The sequence below is a fragment of the Thermosporothrix hazakensis genome, from assembly GCF_003253565.1.
Classification (GTDB): Bacteria; Chloroflexota; Ktedonobacteria; order Ktedonobacterales; family Ktedonobacteraceae; genus Thermosporothrix; species Thermosporothrix hazakensis.
In genome coordinates this window covers 86,784-105,141 of record NZ_QKUF01000002.1, presented here as the reverse complement: position 1 = coordinate 105,141, position 18,358 = coordinate 86,784, and the positions used below count along the sequence as shown (strand labels likewise).

Genomic DNA, 18,358 nt, shown 5'->3' with positions numbered 1-18,358 from the left:
CTGCTCATAAATAATGTTAGAGAGCTCCTGCGTGACAGGAGCCCTCAAGTGGCTAGCGTGGCGTGATTGTGACATTGCCCACGCTGTTCTGTACTTCAATGTCGTAGCGATGCTCTGCTGTTTCGTAATCAGGGCTTTGCAAGCGGATATCATTGCCCAGGTCACTGAAGATCTGATCGTCAAAGATGAAATGAGACGCCCATCCTTTGAAGTGGACACGCACAGCGGCCCCTTTCGGGCGATGAATCTGCATTTCCGACGTGCCTCCACTGAGACGTACAGGCACAGTGCCAATGGGGAGAGGAAGTTCCAGGTTGATGCTATTCATGCCGCCCTTGATCTCCAGAGAGGCCAGCTTGAGCTTCATCAGATCAGCGACAATCTCCGATACACCTCCATTAAGCGTGATGCGCCACGGGATAATAGTATTGAGCGTGACATCTGCAACGCGCTTGTTCGTGGTAATGGACCACAGACGACGGGGATAGCGGATCGTGATTACTCCATCCTTTACTCTGACATCGGGTTGTGGGCCTTCAAAGCGTGCCTTGTAGAGCGTCTCTCTATCGTTGTCGGTGTGCAGGTAGAGTTGTGTGATGCCGGAGGGCATGGCAAGTTTAGCGCTCCTGACAGTGCCAAGTGGCGCAGAGTAGGTCCCCTCGTTGCTGGTTGGCATCTCACGTAAATGAGCTATATATTTCTGTGAGATCGTATTACTGCGCTTCAGGAAATCCAGCAGAAGCGTCAGTTGCTCATCTGTATAATGTGTTGCCAGCTCTCTCCATTCATCGCCAAGTGCATTGAAGAGGTCGCTGATTGTTTTCATCTCTTCCTTATCTGGAATGAGACGAACGATAACCCGGCGCCCATCATTGGGGTCACGCTCTCGGCGTAGCAGCCCTGTTTCTTCCAGGCGGTTGAGCATTCCGGTAATGGCTCCGGTGGTGAGGCCTGTGTGCTCAGCGAGCCGCCCCGCGGTTGTCGGGCCAGTATGCTTGAGAATCGCGATCACTTCCAGGTCTGTAACGGTCATGCCGCTGCGGCTGGCGACTGCTCTATAGAAGGTTGTACCGAGCTCGTAGCTGTGTTGTAGCTCCCGGACAAACTCTCTGTACATCTCCGGGTGTTCTCCCGGTTTCTTCTGCGAACCGCTTGATACTCTCCATTCCTCCAGGTCGACTTATCTCACTAAATAAGGTAAAGTTCATGAAAATGAAAGGTATTGTGAAAGTGAAATAGTCTGTCATTTCTCTTATCAATTCAATGAAGCCATTATAGCATACTGTGCTCAAGGAAAACCTGTCCCCGGGTGAGCCGGTGTCCCAACAACCGTGCCATCTCTGAAGAGGAGACGTCTCTACTACACGCCCGTTATAGAGGAGCCGGAAGCGTGAATTGTAGTTCACCGGTTGAAGAATCCGATGGCAGCAGCCAGGGGAAGTGTTAAACATAAAGGCCGATGAAGCGAGCTTTGTCTGCGGGCTGTGGCTCACTGCTATCAACGCTCATGCCAGCGCGTTGCAGGCGTGTTACCAGCTCCTGTGAGCAGAAATGATGATGGATATCGAGTTCTTTGAGCGTATGGATCATGGGACTGCGTAAGAGCGCTTCTGCTCCCCGATCTCCGAGCGTGCCCAATGAGAGGTCAAGCCTGTGAAGCTGTGCTAGCAGGGGAGATTGTGCGAGCATACAGGCTACATCGTCGGCAAAGGAGCAGGCACGCAGGCCCAATGAGCGGAGATGAGGGAAGATCCGGGCGGAAAGTAGTGGCGCCAGATCGGCCAGCGTGGTTGTACATCCCCAATCTTTCAGGCCCGTCCAGAGTTCAAGATGTTCGAGAGCGGGCAGGTGAGCGTGCTGGACCTCGTGGACAATGCGGGCATCCAGACCGCTGCTTTCGATAATCAGCGTTCTCAGACGTTCATGGGAGAGTAAGCCTGCTCGTATACCATTGGTGCCGCTGATACACAGCATGTCGAGGGCTGGATAGGCGGCAAGCAGCGAGGAAAGCGTGCCGGGCTCGATCCAGAACGGCTCTTCTTCTGCCTGCCTGATGTCTCCATCACCGAAGCGGAGCGTGGTGAGCCCGGATAAATGCTGGCGTGCAGCGACAAGCGTCACAATTGCGCGATAATAACAGGCTCCTTCATCGTCATGGCTGCCGTTTCCGACCACCAGCCCGCTGATGTCTGCAACTCCCGGTGTTTGCAGAAAGGCGTCGAATTTCTCGGCCCAACTGGAATAGGGATCGTTGCCAGTGTTGATACGAATGCAATAGAGTGTATTCCTGGTATCGGTGAGTGCGGTACCCGGTTCCCAGTATATGACGCGCTTACCACTGAATTCCTGACGACTGGCTCCTGTTCCCATCTCTCTATTCTCCCCTGTATGTGGTCTCACCGTAATTGTATACGGACTGTTCGGCATTGGTCGAGTTCTTTTTGCTGCGTGTATGATACGTCGGAACGGGAAGAAGCGCCAGGGCTTTTGTGAGGCTGAAAGTACGGCAGATCACTGTTCAAGCGGGTTTGTGAGATCAGCGATCAGTCCGAAATGGTCACTGGCCCAGATGTCTCCTTCTGGCTGATCGAAGACTCGTTGACAGTCTGTGATCTTAAGGGTAGGTCCTCCATGCTCACCGCAGCGCACAAAGATAGAGTCAAGCCGTCGAAAAGGCCAGACCCAGTTTGCTTGAGCCATGAGCGAGTTATCAGGCGTAAACGTATGGCCCTCCTCATGCGGATGAATACTGTTCCAGGCGTCGCGATAGCAGATGCTCATAGTGTTCAATGCGTGATAGCCGCACCAGAAGCGGATGCTGCTGCAGCGGGGTCAGTGTCCAGATCACCGGCAAGTACGACATACACGGATTGTCGCTGCACGCTTTCCTCAATAACACGAGCGACGACCACGGCTTGTAGCTCGCGTTCAGGCTCGAATTGAAGTTGCCAGTTCGGGAAGTGATTGACGAACAGGATCGGTCCAATCGGTTCGGGGGCCATGATCTCAGCAATGGGCGTTCCACAGGGAAAGTCACCTGTACGAGGCGTGACATGCAGATCCAGTTCTTGTATGTTGCGAAGCGGCCAGCAGCTTGCAATTGAGATTCCCGTCCCCTGCATATTGCGGTTTTGTTGATGCACAATCTGCCATTCCGGTTCGAGGAGATCAGCGGCCTGATCGTACTCGGCAGTCTTGATAACTTCCTGTAGTGCGAGCAGATCGGGCTGTAAGATGTGGAATCCCTTGCGAAGCACCGAACGACGATCCATCCATGCGCCGTCCGGAGGTTCAGTGTCAGGATGCGGAGCGTGCCGGCATATTCCTGCTGACTCATAGTCTTCTTCCTCTTTTCGATAGGGTACAAGCTGAACGAGAAGCATATCAAGCTCAACGGGAGTACATGTGAAAGGGCTTCTATGGGGTGCTTGTACGCTCGCGAGGGAAAGCTCCTCTCGCGCGAGAGGAGCCTGTTTTCTGTCCCTACGACAGACGATCGGGGTGGAGTAGTGGATAGAAATTCAGGGTCCATCCAACTCCGAAAACGTGTGGCATGAGAACACGAGAGGTCTCTTTGTTCCAGAGCTTTTCGCGTAGCCGTTCAGACGTTGGCCAACGGAAATCGTATGGGATAGGCCCAAGCGAGCCGTGCCAGGTCCGCTGTTCTGCTGGCCGTCGCATTTGATCGAAGATCGCCGCTCCGACGGCAGCGGTTCCAAGCCCGGCCAGAAGCAGGGTGCTTATCTGTTTGCGTGTCATAGGGGTTCCTCCCTTCGTTTTGGTCTTCATTTTTTTTACGCGCAGATATAAATGAAGTTTTATCGATATAGGACATGAAGGGAGTCATGATCTCAGGGAGGTGGCTCCCTCTGATGAGAAGGGCGAAGCTCAGTCGGCTGGCCTGTAAGGGGGCAGAGAAGCGATACCGTGGCTTGCTCTCGCCTCTCTGCCGGCCTCTTCTGGATGAAGGGAAGCCTACCTGTTCTTTTGCTCTTCGCGCAGCGTGCTGCGTGTCTCGCTGACTACAGGTGTTGCCGGGGCCTGCCATGTTGCTGTGAGATAGGTCATAACCCAGGCGAGACTTTGGGCTTCAGAAGGGGTGTTCTCGCTCACCCGGAGAGGCACCAGCTCGCTGATATAGTGTGTGGTTACAACACCGTGCATTACCTTGAAACGCCAGATCAGTTCAGCTTCTGGAAGCTCGGGGAACAACTGCTGAAAGAGCGACAGATACTTCTCCGTTACCGGGGCCACGATCTCGCTGACGCTCTTCCTGATCTCCTCATCCGTCTCGTAGATAAGCTTGTTGAAGAGCTGGGTATTGAGTCGTCCCGCTTCAGTTTGTTGGTTGAAGCGCTCAAACCACGGGAAATAATACGCGTGGAGGACCTCTTCAAGCGTCGGTAGCGTGTCTTTTGCCATAATGCTGGCAAAATTCTGAAGGCGTTGCTCGGACAGTGGAAGCAGTAGCCGCTTCAAGACCACATGAACAAGTGCAGCTTTTGTCCCGAAGTGGTAGTTGACCGCGGCCAGATTTACGCGTGCCGCGGCTGTGATCTGGCGCAAGGACGTGCTGGTAATGCCGTGTTGAGCAAAGAGGCGTTCCGCTGCTTCAATGATGAGCTCTTTTGTGCCCATAGAGTTTTGTGCAATCCTTTCAAGATAGAGTCTTGACAAAGTATATCATACATACGTATAATTCAAACATATGTTTAAAATAGTTGCTTGAATCGTTTCAAATGCCAGAGGGATGACGGGATTGACAATGGTATCTGATAGTGCGCAATCCCTGAGCGCTCTCATATGCGTTTGTTGATCCCTATTTTGGAGGAGATGAAAGAAAAGGACCTGGAAAAAGATGCAAGATGCTGAACTGGTTTCAGGTGCGTGGCGTCAGGAGAGCAAGGACCAGTGCGAACAGCAATTGTCGCACAGCATCACTCTTTCTACTTTTCCTGTTTTCTTAATAATCTGGTGTGAGCTGTTTTTCAATAGGCAAGAAGCTGTATGAGAAGAAAAAATGGATATTCCTCTATCACCAGAGCTCCCATCGGAAGAATGGATACGACCCCTTTACACCCAAACAAACCTGTAGAAGCAGGTATTCTCTATCACCGCTATGATTATACACTCTTTCGTCTTTCCTCATCTCGGTGAAAAGAACTCCTCTATTAAATTGACGTGATCTGTTCGATAGTGATAAAAGGAAGCGTCAACCTGTGCCATAATAGAGAGGCAAGATAGAGATTCACGAACCGGATAGGGGCGCGTCACTCTATCGATAGAGTCTTATGACAATCAGGTGTGCTCTATAACGCTATTTATACTGGAAAAGAGGAAAAGAAATGGCTTCTTCTATTTTATTGCCGCCGGGTGGACAGCGGATTCTCTTTGTGCTGGCACACCCGGATGATGCGGAGTTTCTGGCGGCTGGCACGGTCGCTCGACTTGTAGAGGAGGGCTGCCATGTTCACTATCTGCTGGTTACGCGTGGTGATAAAGGTGATGATGATGGTGATCTGACTCCCGAAGAGGTAGCGAGGATCAGGGAGCGCGAGCAGCGAGAGGCAGCGCAGGTGCTTGGTGTAGAGACTGTGACGTTTTTAGATGGCTATTTTGATGGAGAGGTCGAGCCAACGATGCAGCTTCGGCGTGAGATCGCTCATGTGATTCGGCGCTGGAAGCCTGATGTGCTCTTTACACTTGACCCCTGGCGGCGTGGCGAGATCCACCCCGATCATCGGGCGGTTGGCTTCTGCGCGTTGGATGCACTGGCAAGCGCCCGAGGACGGCTGTACTTCCCGGAGCAGCTCACCGAAGGCGTGACACCCCACAAAATCCGGCAGGTGTATCTGTTCCCGACCGATAAACCAAACCACTGGGTTGATATTAGCCCGGTCCTGGAGAAGAAAATAGCAGCGCTCCAATGTCATGCCAGCCAGGTGAAGGGGTCTAGTGTGCGGGAACGAGTCAAGCGGAGAGCGATGCTTGCGGGTGCAGAACACAGGCTGGCGTATGCGGAAGCGTTCCACCATCTGAGCGTGTAGCTGCGATACAGAAGGTATGCACATCTCCTGGCTGGCTATCAAAAAAAGGCAGTGAGGAGGATGCATACCTTCTGTGCATCGTATGTATCTGTATCGCTGAAAGCAGGTATTCTTTCATGAAGCTGCTGCTAGTGGGCTGGTTTTTTTGTTTTTTCTGCCTTTTTACCTCTTATTATAACGATCTCATTTATCACCCGTAAGGCTCTGTTCGCCAGACGGGAAGCACCGGGCGCTGGTGATCCGTCCACGAGCGAAAACTATACGCCCGGTTCCATCACGTGCTTGCTTTATATGGGAGTATCTGACATGTTGCGGGTACTCCCATCCTTTTTGCGGATACCAGGCTAGCGCGTCGTTGCTGCAACCGCTCGCAGCGCGTCACGCAAGGTTCTCTGAGCATCCTCGGGCCAGTCGAGAGAGCGCCAGGCGATGTAGCCATCCGGGCGGATGAGCGAGGCGCCTCCCTGCTGTAATCCCAGGGCTGTCTGATAGCTTTCCCCGTTTACTGACCGTATAGCTTCCCCGATATGGATGAATTTCAATGTGATGCCCAGTTCCTCGGCGACGGCTGTGGCGACCGCGTGCCAGCGTTTTTCCTCTGAGAGCAGTACCCAGGTCTGCTGGAATAGATCGAGTGTTGAGCGTTTCTCATTCCCGACGAAGACCCACATATGTGGTGCTCGGGTGCCGGGTTGCCCTGCCCACTGCTCCGGCCGTTGCGCGGGTGGCAGCTCATCTCCTGCCCCAAGCACTGCGGCTGATCGATACAGTTGCCCGAATTCCATTGCGGCATCATCCAGGATGGGTGTCGCTGCGTCTGCCGGGGTAGCGGCCTCCTGATAGTCAGGGCGGGCGAAGATTTGCTGATGGCGAAGCCAGGCGATTGGTCGGCGCTCTGCATCATAGGTATCAAGCAAACGTGGCGTGGCTTGCCCCGAGAGGACCGAAGCCAGTTTCCAGGCGAGATTATGGGCATCCTCGATCCCGGTATTCGCGCCATATCCGCCCCGGCTTGGCGGCAAGGTGTGGGCGGCATCGCCAGCCAGAAACACCCTTCCCGAGGCGAAACGATCGGCTATCAGAGCACTGAGCTCCCATCGCCCGGTTGTGATGATCTTGATAGGGAGGTCTGATCGACCGATGGCTTTTTGTATCAGGGTGCGCAGGGTATCCTCGTCTCGTTCGATGTCATCGGAAAACATCAGAACCCAGCGCCCGTCTCCGTAGGTGGTAAGGAAGGCGTCCATGTCTGGCTGCTCTATCTCGAATTGCGATACTCCCCGCGCAAGGTACGCATCAAGGGGAGCCTCAAAGAGCACGCTTCGCATTATTCTGATGAGCCCTCGTCCCTTTCGACCGATGCCAAGCGTCTCACGGATTGAGCTTCGAGAGCCGTCGGCGGCGATCAGGTACGCGGCACGCAGTGTCGAGGTGTGTCCATCGCGCGTGCAGAGGGTCGCAGTCACACCGCCCGTGTCCTGCTCAAAGTGAACAAGCTCTGTCGAAAGGCGAATGTCCGCGCCAAGCTCATACGCCCGTTCTCGCAGGATCGGTTCGAGTTTATCCTGAGCGATAGCCGCACCTGTGCACGGAGAATAGACAATCGTGGGTGTTTCCTTGCGTTGAGGGGTCCAATCAGTTTCCTCGAACCATGCTCCGGCAAGGCTCTCAATGCGGGCTCGTCGTAATCTGACACTCGGGGGAGCCTGGGGGATACGCGCTTCCAGGCCAACCGTCCGGAACAGCTCTATTGTTCTTGGAGTGAAGCCAATCGCACGAGGGTGAAGCGAGCTACCGCTATGCCGCTCAACAACCACGGTTGGTATGCCCCTCGATGTCAGAAACACAGCAGCGGAGAGCCCGACCAGGCTTCCCCCGACAATCAATACGGATGTAGTCTCGTGTTCCATGAAACAGATCTCCATTCTGTAGTTACCATATTTTTGAGTTGTACAAATTTTTGCAGTAACTTAATTTTTTAAGTTACTGCAATTATAAAGCATGCTAAAAAAATGTCAACCCCCAGACTTGCAGTCTCTTGAAGAAGAGGCTATACTTGCACCTATGAGACAGCCATCAGGACGACGCGAACGAAAAAAGCAGCAGACACGGCAGCATATAGCTTCTGTGGCGCTTCGGCTCTTTCTTGAGCGGGGCTTTGACCAGGTGACTGTGACCGAAGTAGCGGACATTGCCGACGTCTCGGCAAATACGGTCTATAACTATTTCCCGACGAAGGAAGAGCTCTTTTTCGGGCTTCATCGGCCAATGGAGACGGAATTAGCGAAGCGCATTCAGCAGCGCCAGCAGGGACAAACGCTGCTGGCCTTTTTGCGTGAGGATCTTCGTTTCAGCCTGGAACGGCTTCGGGCTATGCCTGTTGAGGAGGGCACAGAGCGTCGGCAAGTCATTCAAATGATACAGAGCACCCCATCCCTGCAAGCGTATAGCCTGCGCATGATGCAGATGGGTGAGAGAGAGGTTGAGCGCGTGCTGGCCGAAGAGATGCATGCACCCGAGATTGTGCCTCACCTTGTCGCTCACCTGATACTGGCTCTTTATGGGAAGCTTTTCACCGAATACGATGCCCGATGCGAGAGCGGCCAGTCTGCTGATGAGATTCATGCGGCGCTGGCAGAGATGATATCGGCGGGGCTTGAACTGCTGGCGCACGGCCTGGATGCTTCTTATGCTCCATAAATCAGAGGTGCTGCTATCGGAACCGGTACGATTGTACCGGTTCCTTTTTTGTTGCTTTGTCCAGTTGGGCTGCTTCCATTGTATCAGGTGAAATGATTGGATACAGCATATCGTGAGAAGTATGTGTATTCTATAGCAATAACAGGAGAGGGTATAGATACAACTGTTTCCGTGCGTACGCATTTCTGCTGCTTCTGTCTTCATGCTGATTGTTCGTTTCCTGTTCTTCAAGTATTATGTGCTCCATATCGATAATATCCTGTTTATGGATGATTGTATGCTCTGTATAGCAGAATATGGTTTGAGAAGGAAATGCAGGGATAAAATAGATAAAATATATCCTTAAGCTGTAGAAGGAGAAATTAGGAGAATATATGTTAGAGATCCTTTTTCAACTTGACGTGTTGATAACGTCCCTGTTCATTTCGATACCGATCGGCCAGATAGAGAAATTATAGCGCTTGCGAAAGTTTGGAAAAAAGCCGACCGCTTCTCTCTGTCTATCATCGTCCTCGGTTTTCTGCTTGGGATCGTCATGCTTTTTCGTGGCCTTCCTTTTAAGATATCATGGCAATCTCTCCAGTTGGGGGCTTCATTCTATCCTTCCTGTGCTGTACCGGGGTGTTTTGTTTAGCTTTATCTGTCATTTACAGAATGCTCAGATGATACCGTTGCCGAAGCGCAAAAGTGATGAGAGCAAAGGAGAGGCCCGCCACATACGGCGGGCCATTCTGGTTAATCCTGATATGTGCATCCGTTTCTATCCCTGTTTACGCTGTAAGGCGACAACCGGGATCAGACGGGATGTTCTGGTTTCATAATCAGCGAAAGCCGGGAAGATCGTGGCCTGTCTGGCGTACAGGCGATCCCGTTCCTCGCCGGTAATTCTAGTGGCTGTGGCCGGGAAGGTGTCAGTACCCACTTCGACGATGACATCAGGGCTTGCTTGCAGATTATGGAACCAGGCTGGATGGGTTGGTGCTCCGGCATTGCTTGCAAAGACAAGCAGGCGGTTACCATCGGCCAGATAAATCAGGGGGGTAGTATGGGGCCGACCGCTCTTTGCTCCGATCGTGGTCAGCAGAAGCATCGGAGCGCCTTCAAATGGGCCGCCGACCTTGCCTCCATTCGCTCGAAATTCCGCAATGATAGCTTCATTTCCATTGCTCATAGGATGTTATCCTTTCTACTCAATCTTCCTGATGACAGAGTACAGCGGGAGGGAGGGGGTGGGCATCGTCTGGAGAGATGATTGTCTGTATGAGCGGCTTTGGCCTGTTGGGAAACGTGCTCAGCGTACTGCTGCTGAGGTGTGGCGTTCCCCAACAGTGGGGGTGAGCCCGGATAGGAAATGAAGCAGCTATCCGGGCAAAGATGAACCTGAAATGATTCAGGGCGGTCGAAACTGGTTCGCGGTAAAGGAGCAAGCGGCCCGACCCTGATCGATACCCCCTGCCATAAGCATGAGGGGGTGAATAAGGGATGGCCTTCGACCATTGTTTATTGGCTACTGCTGCTTGCAAGACGCTGCGGGATGCATGCGGTTTTTCGCGACCGCTAATGGCAGTGCCGAGGGATCATGTGGGGTGATGGTACAGGTTGTGCCACCGAGTGCCGTGGCGATCTCCTCGAAGCGTGCCTGTATGGTGGACATATGTGCCTCCGCAGTGGGATCGAACAGATCAAGGGTGACGTTGAAATGATTGCCCGTGAACGTGCTGCTCCATGAGGCAACCATCTTTCCGGCTAGCAGAACGGAGCCGATGCCGTCACCGCCCTCTCTTGTCGGGTTGTTATAGACGTGAGCCTGCATTGCTGGCTCAATCTGTCGTGCATGCCCGCTGGGAGCATAACCCATTGTGTAGCTATCCCAGATGGGCAAAATGTCGATTGCGTCGGCAGGTGGCGGTGTAACCTGTTCAAAGGCGGCAAGGTCTTCCGCAAGGAGCAGAAGGCCGTTCGGAAGCGCCACAGTCTCAAGTTGAGCGACGGCTGCTGCTGCCGCATTGGCGGGAATGCCTGCCCACCACCGAAAATCTCTGACGCTGGCCGGACCAAAAGCACGGAAGTAGCGATAGGCGAGCTGTCGTCGCGCTTCCTCAGGAGAAAGCTCGCACTGAAGCTCGATGCCCCATGCCTCAGTGCTGACGTAGCGCAGGCTATTCGAGCGCAGGCTATGAGCTCCGATTCTGAGCATGGCTCCCTCATAGCCCAGAAAATGAGCTATCATGGCAGTTCCTTTGGCTTGATTGAGCGCCTGTCCGAGTTGTTTCGGGGTCAATGGCTCTTGTGCCGCAGCCAGTAGCGCTGCCTTGAGCTGTGGATAGGTTTCTCGGGATAGATGTTCATGTTTGCGATAGCGAGCCGCATAGTCAAGGTGTTTTATCAGTCGTTCATTGTTCTCGCGTGTAGCAGCAAATACAAAAGCCGCGTCCTCCGTCAGAAGCAGATAGATCGCGCGACGCATTGCAGGAATACGAACTGCCTTTTTCTCCAGATCAAGCGCTCGAAACGCTTCAGGAGAGAAAGCTGCAGTGCGCGCAAGGAGGGAGAGCGGCGCGCTTGGATGAGAGCTATAGACGCCGACCACATCCTGTAAGACCTCTTCCATGCTTGCTGCAGCTTGCCCGAGCCGCTGTCGCTGGTAGCTCCACCAGCGTATGCGTAAAAGCAGATCGTTATCCTGTTCCATATCCTGGATGCTCCTTCTGATTAACTGGCTTTTCGTCGTGTTCTCCCGCAGTGTAACATGAATAACGGTCAACACTCGTCCTTTATTTGTGTATTCGCTGATAGGTTGTCCAGAGGGGGCGGAAGCCAGTCGTCTGCCAAAAATGAGCAGCCTGCGGGTTGTCGGGATTATACCAGAGGAGCATGCTGTGTAGCGGCGACATATGCTGATACTTCTCAAAAACCGCTGTGAGCAGTTGACTGCCTATGCCTCTACCACGCTGGGAAGAAAGCACGCAGATATTATCAATGCTCCAGTGGATGCCGGCCGGGACAAAGCCCGGGGTGTCCTCTGTTGTGAGGGGAAGCAGGCTATTTTCTGCCATACCGATGATTGGATCTTGCGTTTCGGCAACAAAAACGATCGGTGCATCTGGCTCTCCTGTCCAGAGACGACGCAGGGCCTGTCGAAAGGAGATATGGGCCGCCTCACAGTAACGGACGAAGGGCGTGATAGCGTAGCTCTTCTTCAAGCTGCTGCAGGAGTAGTTTTTCATCGGTAGGCCGGGCCTTCCTGATGCGCACAGTTGCCGGTTTCGGCGCTGCGGTAACTGTTGTGGGATTGTGCATAGCACAGATACTACTAAGCTGAAAGCCGAATGGCGTAAGCGCGGGAAAGATCCAGGGGTCGGTAGAGGGCCAGCGTACCAGATCACCAGTCGTATGGTGTGCTTGCCAGTATTGTTCGGCCTGTTCCAGACAACGTTGAAGCACCTCAAGCGCATCGTGCTTCCGCATCCCGAGGAGGACGAGGCGCACTGTTCCATTTTGAGGGGTGAGGAAAGCCTGCAAGATGCTATTGGGAGCGACTTCCCAGATAGCGGGTTGCACGTATCCTCGAATCTGGCCTGCTGAGTTGAGGGCAACAAAGCCGGGCTCCTGTTCAAGGAATGTGCGAATTTGTTGTGGCGTATGAAGCGCGAGTCGCTGATCTTACTGATGTTGTCGCTGCTCTTGAGCCTGAAACAGGGTGAGGAGCGCTGGAGAGTCGTCAGGCTGGGATGGACGAAGTGTAATCATTGTAATGCCTCCTTGCATTTTTGGGGCCGTTCAACAGTGAATAGTATACGGAAAGAAAAGAAAAAGATACTTGTACGAGGCGAAAAACAGAAAAACGGGTGTTTCATCTGAGTGGAATGTCCCTCTTTACGGAACGTGCAGAATAGTGTATTCTTATTGTATATGGTGCCATAAATTCTCTAGCCTCTTGCCACTTTTTGCTTGCGTTACCCATTTTCTACGCTGATTGTTTTCCCTGACAAGGATGTCAGGGAAGCAGAAGAGAAAGGAGTCTCGCTATGAAGAGAAGGGTGCAACGCGCCTGTATTGGTCTCTTCCTTGCTTTCTGCCTCACGTTTGCCTTGAGTGGACAGTTCGCTCAGGCCACGCATGCGACGTCTTCTCCCGATCCCAATGCGCCGCGTGGTGGTGTGGTCATTGGCGCACATGATGTGACCCCTACCCTGTTACGCGACTCGGGTCGTGCGGCAATGGTTACTAAAATACAGAAGCAGCAGCACCAGCGCCTTCAGGATTTCAGGAATTCCCGGAAACAGGCATCCGGGAGCCTGGTGCAACAGACGCTGCATCAGTTCTGGGGCGTGTTCGCCAGTCAGGGGACGCATGATGGCATGATGGCAACTCAGAGCGTTGATCCGTCCTACGTGGTGCGGGGCAGCACCAGCGACTATACCTATACGCCGACGATGAAGCCGTACAATGCTTGCATGGAAGTCACGACGGTTTATTCTCGGGCGGTCGGTGATTTGATATGGGCCTGGGATTGGTGTGGCGGCTCGGCTGGCTCAGGGAGTGGTCCACAAAAAGAGATCATGATGGATCAGAACTTCTTGCGGCTCTACACGACGGTTGTGAATGGGCGCTCTGCCTATACCGTCCAGATCGTGAAGAATGCGAGTGGCGGGAATTCCTGGACCGCGTATCTGTATAACTATCAGAACCGAACCTGGGACACCTTCTACACGAGCTCTGGTACAGACAGGGCACAGTTAAGCTATGGCTGGAATATCTTCGAGATCTATGCGACACGGAACCCGCAGACCGGGCAGGCCTGGTACTGTACCGAGGCGAAGAATACCGTGTTTGAGAGCAGCAATTTCCAGCTTCGCTCGGGTGGTACCTGGAAGCTGGCCGATGCATCGAACTCCTATTGGAGCCCCTCAACCAGCCCCAACCCGAGCGATTATTGGTGTTCAACGCTTACCTTCCAGCGTGTAGCCAATAATAGCAACTGGATTGTGCGCGTTGCCTGAGAAAGCGCCGGGGTACTGCTTGTGGACAATGCAGGCAGTACCTCTCTAAAAGTGATAGCTGAAAACGTGCTCATCCTCGGCAACATCTAATATCTCGCCCGAGTGCTCGCTTTCCAGCGTATGGACAGTGCGCTCAAGAAGTGATGGCGCGTTCCGCTGTAATTGCGTCTGAAGCTCTGGAATGGTGCTGTCCTGAAGCTGGATATGCTGCGGGCGTAGAACCTCGTTGTTGATCTCGATACGAACGCCGGGATGCTTCTTTTGCAGAAAACGCAGACTATTCACAAGTGTATCTTCAAGCTGTTTATAGCGCTCTTCCTGTTCCATGCTTTCCCTCTCCTTTGTTTTCAACCGGCATGTTTGTAGAAGACACGCTATGAGAAAGCGGAAGGTGTCACAGGCGTTGCAGGGAGTGCTTGTGAGCTATCTCATAGAGAGGTATCGATAAAAAGAGATATACTACTCGTGATAACGTATTGCAGGAGATACGATGAACCCTTTCTCTCACTATGGGCGGGCAGCAGATCCGTTTCAGGCGCTTCATCGCGAGTGCCGCTGGAAGCTCAGAAAGATGACCTTGCAACTATGGGGAATGCTGGTTGCATGTGGAGGCTCCCTTCTCATATATGGCGGTGTCCGGCTGATCTCCATTCTTCTCCGGATGTTCCAGCTTGAGGCGGCGTGGATGGATCGGCTCTCCTTGCTATCGCCGGTACTTTATAGCGGAGTTTTGTTTCTGGGTATGGGCTGGCTTGTCTATGCCTATTTTCGTATCCCAGTTCTTCAGGTGACGCCTGAGGGGATCATGCTTGCCCTGTTCCTGCGAATATTCATTGCCTGGACAGAAATAGAGCGTCTGGAGCTTCAGCTAGAGCGAGGCGGAGTATATCTTGCGATCTATCCCCGGGACGCGGAAGTCTATTTGTCTCGTTTCAACGGACCGAAGGCGTGGCGAATGCGTCGTATGCTGGCGAAAACAGGGGCACCGCTCGTTATCTCTCAGGAGTTACTTGACTTGCGGCATCCTCTGCCCAATATTGTGCGCGATATACAGGATCACTATGCAGAAGAGCTCCGAATACTCGATCCAGGTACGGACAGGGCTTGAGCGCCCGGAAGACTGACCGCTTCAGAGAATAGAAAAGGAAATATTGCTTATTATGGACTCTCGCTTGCACGAACCACGCTTTCCATACACATTGCCAGCGCGGGAAATTCGCGTGAGGCTCAATGGCAGGCTGTTGCGGATCTGGAATGGCCTTATTCTGCTCGGGGGTATCATGATCGCGGCCCTGCTGATGAATCTGGTCTCCTTTATCCTGTTTCAGCTTTATCCGTTAGAGACGCTCTCGGCAGTTGCCATTGAGGATACAACCAGAAAAATATATTTCTTTACCTATTTCTCGTCTGGTCTTTTTATCGCTGTCGTTTTGCTGATAAATGGCTGGTTTCTCTTTGCGTATTACCGTTTTCCGGTGCTAAAGATCAACGAGGAAGGGATCACGCTTGCCAGCCCACCGTTTTTTCGGCGCACGGTTGTTCCCTGGTCCTATATTGAATGTCTCTCGCTTCAATCGGGAGTATTTGGGCCGCATCTTGCCATTCAGATGAGGTATGTGCAGCTTTATCTTTCCCGCATTGGCGGGCTGAAGGCGTGGCGCATGCGGCGGATGCTGGAAAAAACGGGCGCGCCGCTTCGTATCTCGCAGGGGAGCCTGGCAAGAGGGTATCAGCTCAAGGACATTCTTCAACAGATTCAGCACGATTTCGCGGAGGAAGTGCGGATGTATTCGATCCAGTTTCGAGCAGATCATTAAGCAGGTGAAGGGCAAAAAAGCGGCTATAGTCATTTTTTCTCTGCCAGTGAAGCACCTTGAGGGCTGAACGTTGCTGTACTCTTCGCTGTGATGATGCATAATAAGATCCTGCTCGAACCGGGTAGCAATCGGGGTGTGTGATGAGACGAGCAAAAGCTGCTCCCGTTGGGTATGTTTGGTACAACTGCTGCGAAAGGCTGTTCATCTTTGTGGTTCCTCTCCTGAAGCCAGGTGAAGCGTCTTGCTCGGGGCGTGAGGGTTTTTCAGAAAATCCTGCTTTGAGTGGATGTGGGAAATTCGCATGTGTACTATCATACATGCAGATCCGAGAAGCTCTTGCTCAAAAAGAAAGGAGAGGAACAGGGAATGAATACGGTCATGAAGCGTACATTGGGGCGAAGTGGATTAGAGGTCAGTGCGATCGGCCTGGGATGTTGGGCTATTGGCGGCAAATTCACTCTTGATGGTCAGCCGGATGGGTGGGGGGCCGTGGACGATAAAGAATCGATACGCGCGATTCAGCGGAGCCTGGACCTGGGTGTCACGTTATTTGATACTGCTGATGTCTATGGTTGTGGGCATAGTGAACGCGTTCTGGGTCGAGCGGTCGCGTCCCGGCGACATGAGGTTATCATAGCGACCAAGTTTGGCTTTCTCTTTGATGAGGCAACCCGGCAGGCGACGGGAAGCAATGTCAGCTCCGAGTATATTCGCTCGGCCTGTGAGGCGAGTTTGCGCCGACTCGGAACTGACTATATTGACCTCTATCAGTTGCATTGTGGGATCTCCTCGCGTGCCGAGGGGGAAGAGGTCATCACGACGCTTGAGGAGTTGGTACACGCGGGTAAGATTCGCTTTTACGGAGCCAGTACCGATGATCCTGAACTGGCGGCGCTTTTCGCACAGGGACCTCATTGTACGGTGATTCAGCAGCAGCGCAATGTCTTCGATGGGAATGATGAGGTATTGGCGTTCTGTGAGGCACAGGGGTTAGCGGCTCTCTGTCGCTCTCCGCTTGCTATGGGGATGCTGACCGGCAAATATCGGAGCAATGCCGGTTTAGCAGAAGACGATTTTCGGCGGCGGGCTCCCTCATGGTGCGCATACTTTCAAGCAGATCAGATTCATCGATGGGCTGCACTGGTTGATGCCTTGCGAGAAGTGCTAACCGCAGATGGTCGGACGCTTGTACAGGGTGCGCTGGCCTGGATCTGGGCGAGAAGCTCGATGACGATTCCAATTCCCGGTTTCAAGACTGTCGAGCAGGTAGAAGAGAATGTGGCTGCGCTGCATTATGGGCCGTTACCAGAAGATCAAATGCGTCAGATTGACGAACTGCTTGAAAGGGCAAAAGAAGCGAGGTAGGGGACAAGGCCGGGTTGCCACGCATATGGCTCCTGGCCTTGTCGTTTTGTCTGTCAGTAATCACTGAGCAATGCGTATGGTCGTTGGACGGCTTTACACAAAGAGAAACGCTGCTTGCCTCGTGCTGGCCAAAAGAACAGGGTGGAGATCTGGCCATGCGGGCGTTGTTGACTCTATGTGTCTCCTGATATTGTAGGGATAGTACGATGAAGAGGAGAATGGAAGTATATATGTCGCTTCGTTTTGGTATAAAGACGGCTCAACAACATCTTTCCTATCCTGAGATTCTGGCACTCTGGCAGCAGGCGGATGCAGCGCCTGCGATAGAGCATGCATGGATTTTTGATCATTTTATGCCGCTTGGTGCTCATCCCGAGGGACCCTGTCTTGAGGGCTGGACGCTCCTTGCAGCCCTGGCAGCGCAAACAAGGCGCTTGCGTCTGGGGTTACTGGTAACGGGGAACACATACCGCCACCCCGCGGTATTGGCGAATATGGCGGCTACTGTTGATATTATTTCTGGTGGGCGGCTTGATGTGGGGTTAGGAGCGGGCTGGTATGAACGAGAGCATCATGCGTATGGTATCCCGCTCTATCCTCCCGGTGAACGGATTCGTCGTCTGCAAGAAGCCTGTGTGATGATACGGCGTCTCTGGAAAGAGCCGGTTGTGGATTTCGAGGGGAAATATTACCAGTTGCACCAGGCGCGTTGTGAGCCGAAGCCGCTTCAGCAGCCTGCGCCGCCGCTATTGCTTGGTGGCCGTGGAGAGAAACTGATGTTGCGTGTTGTGGCTGAGCAGGCGGACATCTGGAACTCTCCCGGGGATTCTGTAGAGCTCTACCGCCATCGGAGCCAGGTACTTGATGAGCACTGTATAGCGATCGGGCGTGATCCGCGTACAGTGGAACGCTCGGTGCAACTGGTGCTGAATCAGGAGAACCCGGCTGAGACGCGCGATGAGCTGCGTGAGTACATTGCCATTGGAGCGACGCATCTGGTTCTTGAGCTGCGCCCACCTCTTCAGCGCGACTGTATCCAACTACTTGTCAGGGAAGTGATAGCGCCTCTGCAAGCCGAATTCGCGAACGAAAGCATGTGACCTCTACTTTCGCCTGGACGTCACCCGCTTGCATCGTGACATGCATTCTGAATGACGATAAAAGCGGGTGCGTCCTTCTTCTCCTCATTTGCCCATGTTTTACCCCGATGGCACATGACAAGCAGGCCTGCTTGAAAAGCTTTCCCTCTCTCAGGATTTTATCCTTTTCTAGCAATACATCATATTGAGGTAATTTTATGTATAGAGAGGGGTAACTATTTTATGGGCGCAAGCACATAAGGCTGGCCCTCTCGCTTTCTCGAAATGCGGCTTCTATTGCCCTGTGGCTACACTGTTCGCTGCCTGTGAGGTGTCCGTGTGACTCT

The 18,358-nt window shown here is 53.0% G+C and carries 19 protein-coding genes; 7 read left to right on the top strand and 12 right to left on the bottom strand.

The annotated features are described in order from the left end of the window. Positions 1–52: 52 nt before the first annotated feature. From EI42_RS05690 to EI42_RS33790, 6 genes are all read right to left on the bottom strand, one after another. On the bottom strand, positions 53–1,117 hold the full coding sequence (locus tag EI42_RS05690) for a MarR family transcriptional regulator (protein ID WP_111319757.1): 1,065 nt from the start codon (positions 1,115–1,117) through the stop codon (positions 53–55). A gap of 326 nt (positions 1,118–1,443) precedes the next feature. Next, positions 1,444–2,370, bottom strand: coding sequence for a hypothetical protein (locus EI42_RS05685; RefSeq protein ID WP_111319755.1), 927 nt, complete (start codon positions 2,368–2,370; stop codon positions 1,444–1,446). Positions 2,371–2,511: 141 nt separating this feature from the next. Continuing rightward, positions 2,512–2,781 (bottom strand): exonuclease/endonuclease/phosphatase family protein, encoded by a 270-nt coding sequence (locus EI42_RS05680; protein ID WP_111319753.1) that lies wholly within the window; start codon positions 2,779–2,781, stop codon positions 2,512–2,514. A gap of 5 nt (positions 2,782–2,786) precedes the next feature. After that, the gene (locus tag EI42_RS05675) at positions 2,787–3,383 is read right to left on the bottom strand and encodes an exonuclease/endonuclease/phosphatase family protein (RefSeq protein ID WP_111319751.1); all 597 of its coding nucleotides are present in this window, start codon (positions 3,381–3,383) and stop codon (positions 2,787–2,789) included. A gap of 100 nt (positions 3,384–3,483) precedes the next feature. Continuing rightward, positions 3,484–3,759 (bottom strand): DUF5808 domain-containing protein, encoded by a 276-nt coding sequence (locus EI42_RS05670; protein ID WP_111319749.1) that lies wholly within the window; start codon positions 3,757–3,759, stop codon positions 3,484–3,486. A gap of 216 nt (positions 3,760–3,975) precedes the next feature. Then, positions 3,976–4,638, bottom strand: coding sequence for a TetR/AcrR family transcriptional regulator (locus EI42_RS33790; RefSeq protein ID WP_111319747.1), 663 nt, complete (start codon positions 4,636–4,638; stop codon positions 3,976–3,978). Positions 4,639–5,345: 707 nt separating this feature from the next. On the opposite strand from EI42_RS33790, the gene EI42_RS05660 reads away from it, so the two are divergent. After that, positions 5,346–6,047 (top strand): PIG-L deacetylase family protein, encoded by a 702-nt coding sequence (locus tag EI42_RS05660; RefSeq protein WP_111319745.1) that lies wholly within the window; start codon positions 5,346–5,348, stop codon positions 6,045–6,047. A gap of 344 nt (positions 6,048–6,391) precedes the next feature. On the opposite strand, the gene EI42_RS05655 is transcribed toward EI42_RS05660, so the two are convergent. Continuing rightward, a complete protein-coding gene (locus EI42_RS05655) occupies positions 6,392–7,957 on the bottom strand; it encodes an FAD-dependent monooxygenase (protein ID WP_111319743.1) in 1,566 nt (521 codons plus the stop codon). A gap of 154 nt (positions 7,958–8,111) precedes the next feature. Between EI42_RS05655 and EI42_RS05650 the strand changes: the two genes are divergently transcribed. After that, positions 8,112–8,747: a TetR/AcrR family transcriptional regulator gene (locus EI42_RS05650; protein ID WP_170142390.1), complete on the top strand. Its 636-nt coding sequence runs from the start codon at positions 8,112–8,114 to the stop codon at positions 8,745–8,747. Between the two features lie 760 nt (positions 8,748–9,507). Here the strand turns inward: EI42_RS05650 and EI42_RS05645 are convergent. The 4 genes from EI42_RS05645 to EI42_RS32340 form a co-directional block, all read right to left on the bottom strand. Further along, positions 9,508–9,918: a nitroreductase family deazaflavin-dependent oxidoreductase gene (locus EI42_RS05645; protein WP_111319740.1), complete on the bottom strand. Its 411-nt coding sequence runs from the start codon at positions 9,916–9,918 to the stop codon at positions 9,508–9,510. Between the two features lie 336 nt (positions 9,919–10,254). Next, the gene (locus tag EI42_RS05640; RefSeq protein ID WP_111319738.1) at positions 10,255–11,439 is read right to left on the bottom strand and encodes a DNA glycosylase AlkZ-like family protein; all 1,185 of its coding nucleotides are present in this window, start codon (positions 11,437–11,439) and stop codon (positions 10,255–10,257) included. 82 nt (positions 11,440–11,521) lie between these two features. Beyond that, positions 11,522–11,950 carry a GNAT family N-acetyltransferase gene (locus EI42_RS32345; RefSeq protein ID WP_211326039.1) on the bottom strand — a complete coding sequence of 143 codons (429 nt, stop codon included), beginning with the start codon at positions 11,948–11,950 and terminating at the stop codon, positions 11,522–11,524. Then, positions 11,907–12,308 (bottom strand): hypothetical protein, encoded by a 402-nt coding sequence (locus EI42_RS32340; protein WP_170142388.1) that lies wholly within the window; start codon positions 12,306–12,308, stop codon positions 11,907–11,909. Before EI42_RS32340 ends, EI42_RS32345 begins: the two co-directional genes overlap by 44 nt. Before the next feature lie 467 nt (positions 12,309–12,775). Here EI42_RS32340 and EI42_RS05630 point away from each other — a divergent pair, with 467 nt between their 5' ends. Beyond that, positions 12,776–13,750 (top strand): carbohydrate-binding protein, encoded by a 975-nt coding sequence (locus tag EI42_RS05630; RefSeq protein WP_111319734.1) that lies wholly within the window; start codon positions 12,776–12,778, stop codon positions 13,748–13,750. A 45-nt stretch (positions 13,751–13,795) separates the two neighbouring features. On the opposite strand, the gene EI42_RS05625 is transcribed toward EI42_RS05630, so the two are convergent. Continuing rightward, a complete protein-coding gene (locus tag EI42_RS05625; RefSeq protein WP_111319732.1) occupies positions 13,796–14,077 on the bottom strand; it encodes a hypothetical protein in 282 nt (93 codons plus the stop codon). Positions 14,078–14,240: 163 nt separating this feature from the next. Between EI42_RS05625 and EI42_RS05620 the strand changes: the two genes are divergently transcribed. The 4 genes from EI42_RS05620 (at position 14,241) to EI42_RS05605 (ending at position 18,032) form a co-directional block, all read left to right on the top strand. Then, positions 14,241–14,858: a hypothetical protein gene (locus tag EI42_RS05620; protein ID WP_111319730.1), complete on the top strand. Its 618-nt coding sequence runs from the start codon at positions 14,241–14,243 to the stop codon at positions 14,856–14,858. A 52-nt stretch (positions 14,859–14,910) separates the two neighbouring features. Beyond that, on the top strand, positions 14,911–15,567 hold the full coding sequence (locus tag EI42_RS05615) for a hypothetical protein (RefSeq protein ID WP_111319728.1): 657 nt from the start codon (positions 14,911–14,913) through the stop codon (positions 15,565–15,567). A 366-nt stretch (positions 15,568–15,933) separates the two neighbouring features. After that, a complete protein-coding gene (locus EI42_RS05610; RefSeq protein ID WP_111319726.1) occupies positions 15,934–16,932 on the top strand; it encodes an aldo/keto reductase in 999 nt (332 codons plus the stop codon). Between the two features lie 230 nt (positions 16,933–17,162). Next, positions 17,163–18,032 carry a TIGR03560 family F420-dependent LLM class oxidoreductase gene (locus EI42_RS05605; protein ID WP_246046274.1) on the top strand — a complete coding sequence of 290 codons (870 nt, stop codon included), beginning with the start codon at positions 17,163–17,165 and terminating at the stop codon, positions 18,030–18,032. The last annotated feature ends 326 nt before the right edge of the window (positions 18,033–18,358 follow it).

Coding starts and splice junctions, on each gene's coding strand:
- EI42_RS05690 (WP_111319757.1), bottom strand. CDS start 1,117: ATGTACAGAGAGTTTGTCCGGGAGCTACAACACAGCTACGAGCTCGGT.
- EI42_RS05685 (WP_111319755.1), bottom strand. CDS start 2,370: ATGGGAACAGGAGCCAGTCGTCAGGAATTCAGTGGTAAGCGCGTCATA.
- EI42_RS05680 (WP_111319753.1), bottom strand. CDS start 2,781: ATGAGCATCTGCTATCGCGACGCCTGGAACAGTATTCATCCGCATGAG.
- EI42_RS05675 (WP_111319751.1), bottom strand. CDS start 3,383: ATGCTTCTCGTTCAGCTTGTACCCTATCGAAAAGAGGAAGAAGACTAT.
- EI42_RS05670 (WP_111319749.1), bottom strand. CDS start 3,759: ATGACACGCAAACAGATAAGCACCCTGCTTCTGGCCGGGCTTGGAACC.
- EI42_RS33790 (WP_111319747.1), bottom strand. CDS start 4,638: ATGGGCACAAAAGAGCTCATCATTGAAGCAGCGGAACGCCTCTTTGCT.
- EI42_RS05660 (WP_111319745.1), top strand. CDS start 5,346: ATGGCTTCTTCTATTTTATTGCCGCCGGGTGGACAGCGGATTCTCTTT.
- EI42_RS05655 (WP_111319743.1), bottom strand. CDS start 7,957: ATGGAACACGAGACTACATCCGTATTGATTGTCGGGGGAAGCCTGGTC.
- EI42_RS05650 (WP_170142390.1), top strand. CDS start 8,112: ATGAGACAGCCATCAGGACGACGCGAACGAAAAAAGCAGCAGACACGG.
- EI42_RS05645 (WP_111319740.1), bottom strand. CDS start 9,918: ATGAGCAATGGAAATGAAGCTATCATTGCGGAATTTCGAGCGAATGGA.
- EI42_RS05640 (WP_111319738.1), bottom strand. CDS start 11,439: ATGGAACAGGATAACGATCTGCTTTTACGCATACGCTGGTGGAGCTAC.
- EI42_RS05630 (WP_111319734.1), top strand. CDS start 12,776: ATGAAGAGAAGGGTGCAACGCGCCTGTATTGGTCTCTTCCTTGCTTTC.
- EI42_RS05625 (WP_111319732.1), bottom strand. CDS start 14,077: ATGGAACAGGAAGAGCGCTATAAACAGCTTGAAGATACACTTGTGAAT.
- EI42_RS05620 (WP_111319730.1), top strand. CDS start 14,241: ATGAACCCTTTCTCTCACTATGGGCGGGCAGCAGATCCGTTTCAGGCG.
- EI42_RS05615 (WP_111319728.1), top strand. CDS start 14,911: ATGGACTCTCGCTTGCACGAACCACGCTTTCCATACACATTGCCAGCG.
- EI42_RS05610 (WP_111319726.1), top strand. CDS start 15,934: ATGAATACGGTCATGAAGCGTACATTGGGGCGAAGTGGATTAGAGGTC.
- EI42_RS05605 (WP_246046274.1), top strand. CDS start 17,163: ATGTCGCTTCGTTTTGGTATAAAGACGGCTCAACAACATCTTTCCTAT.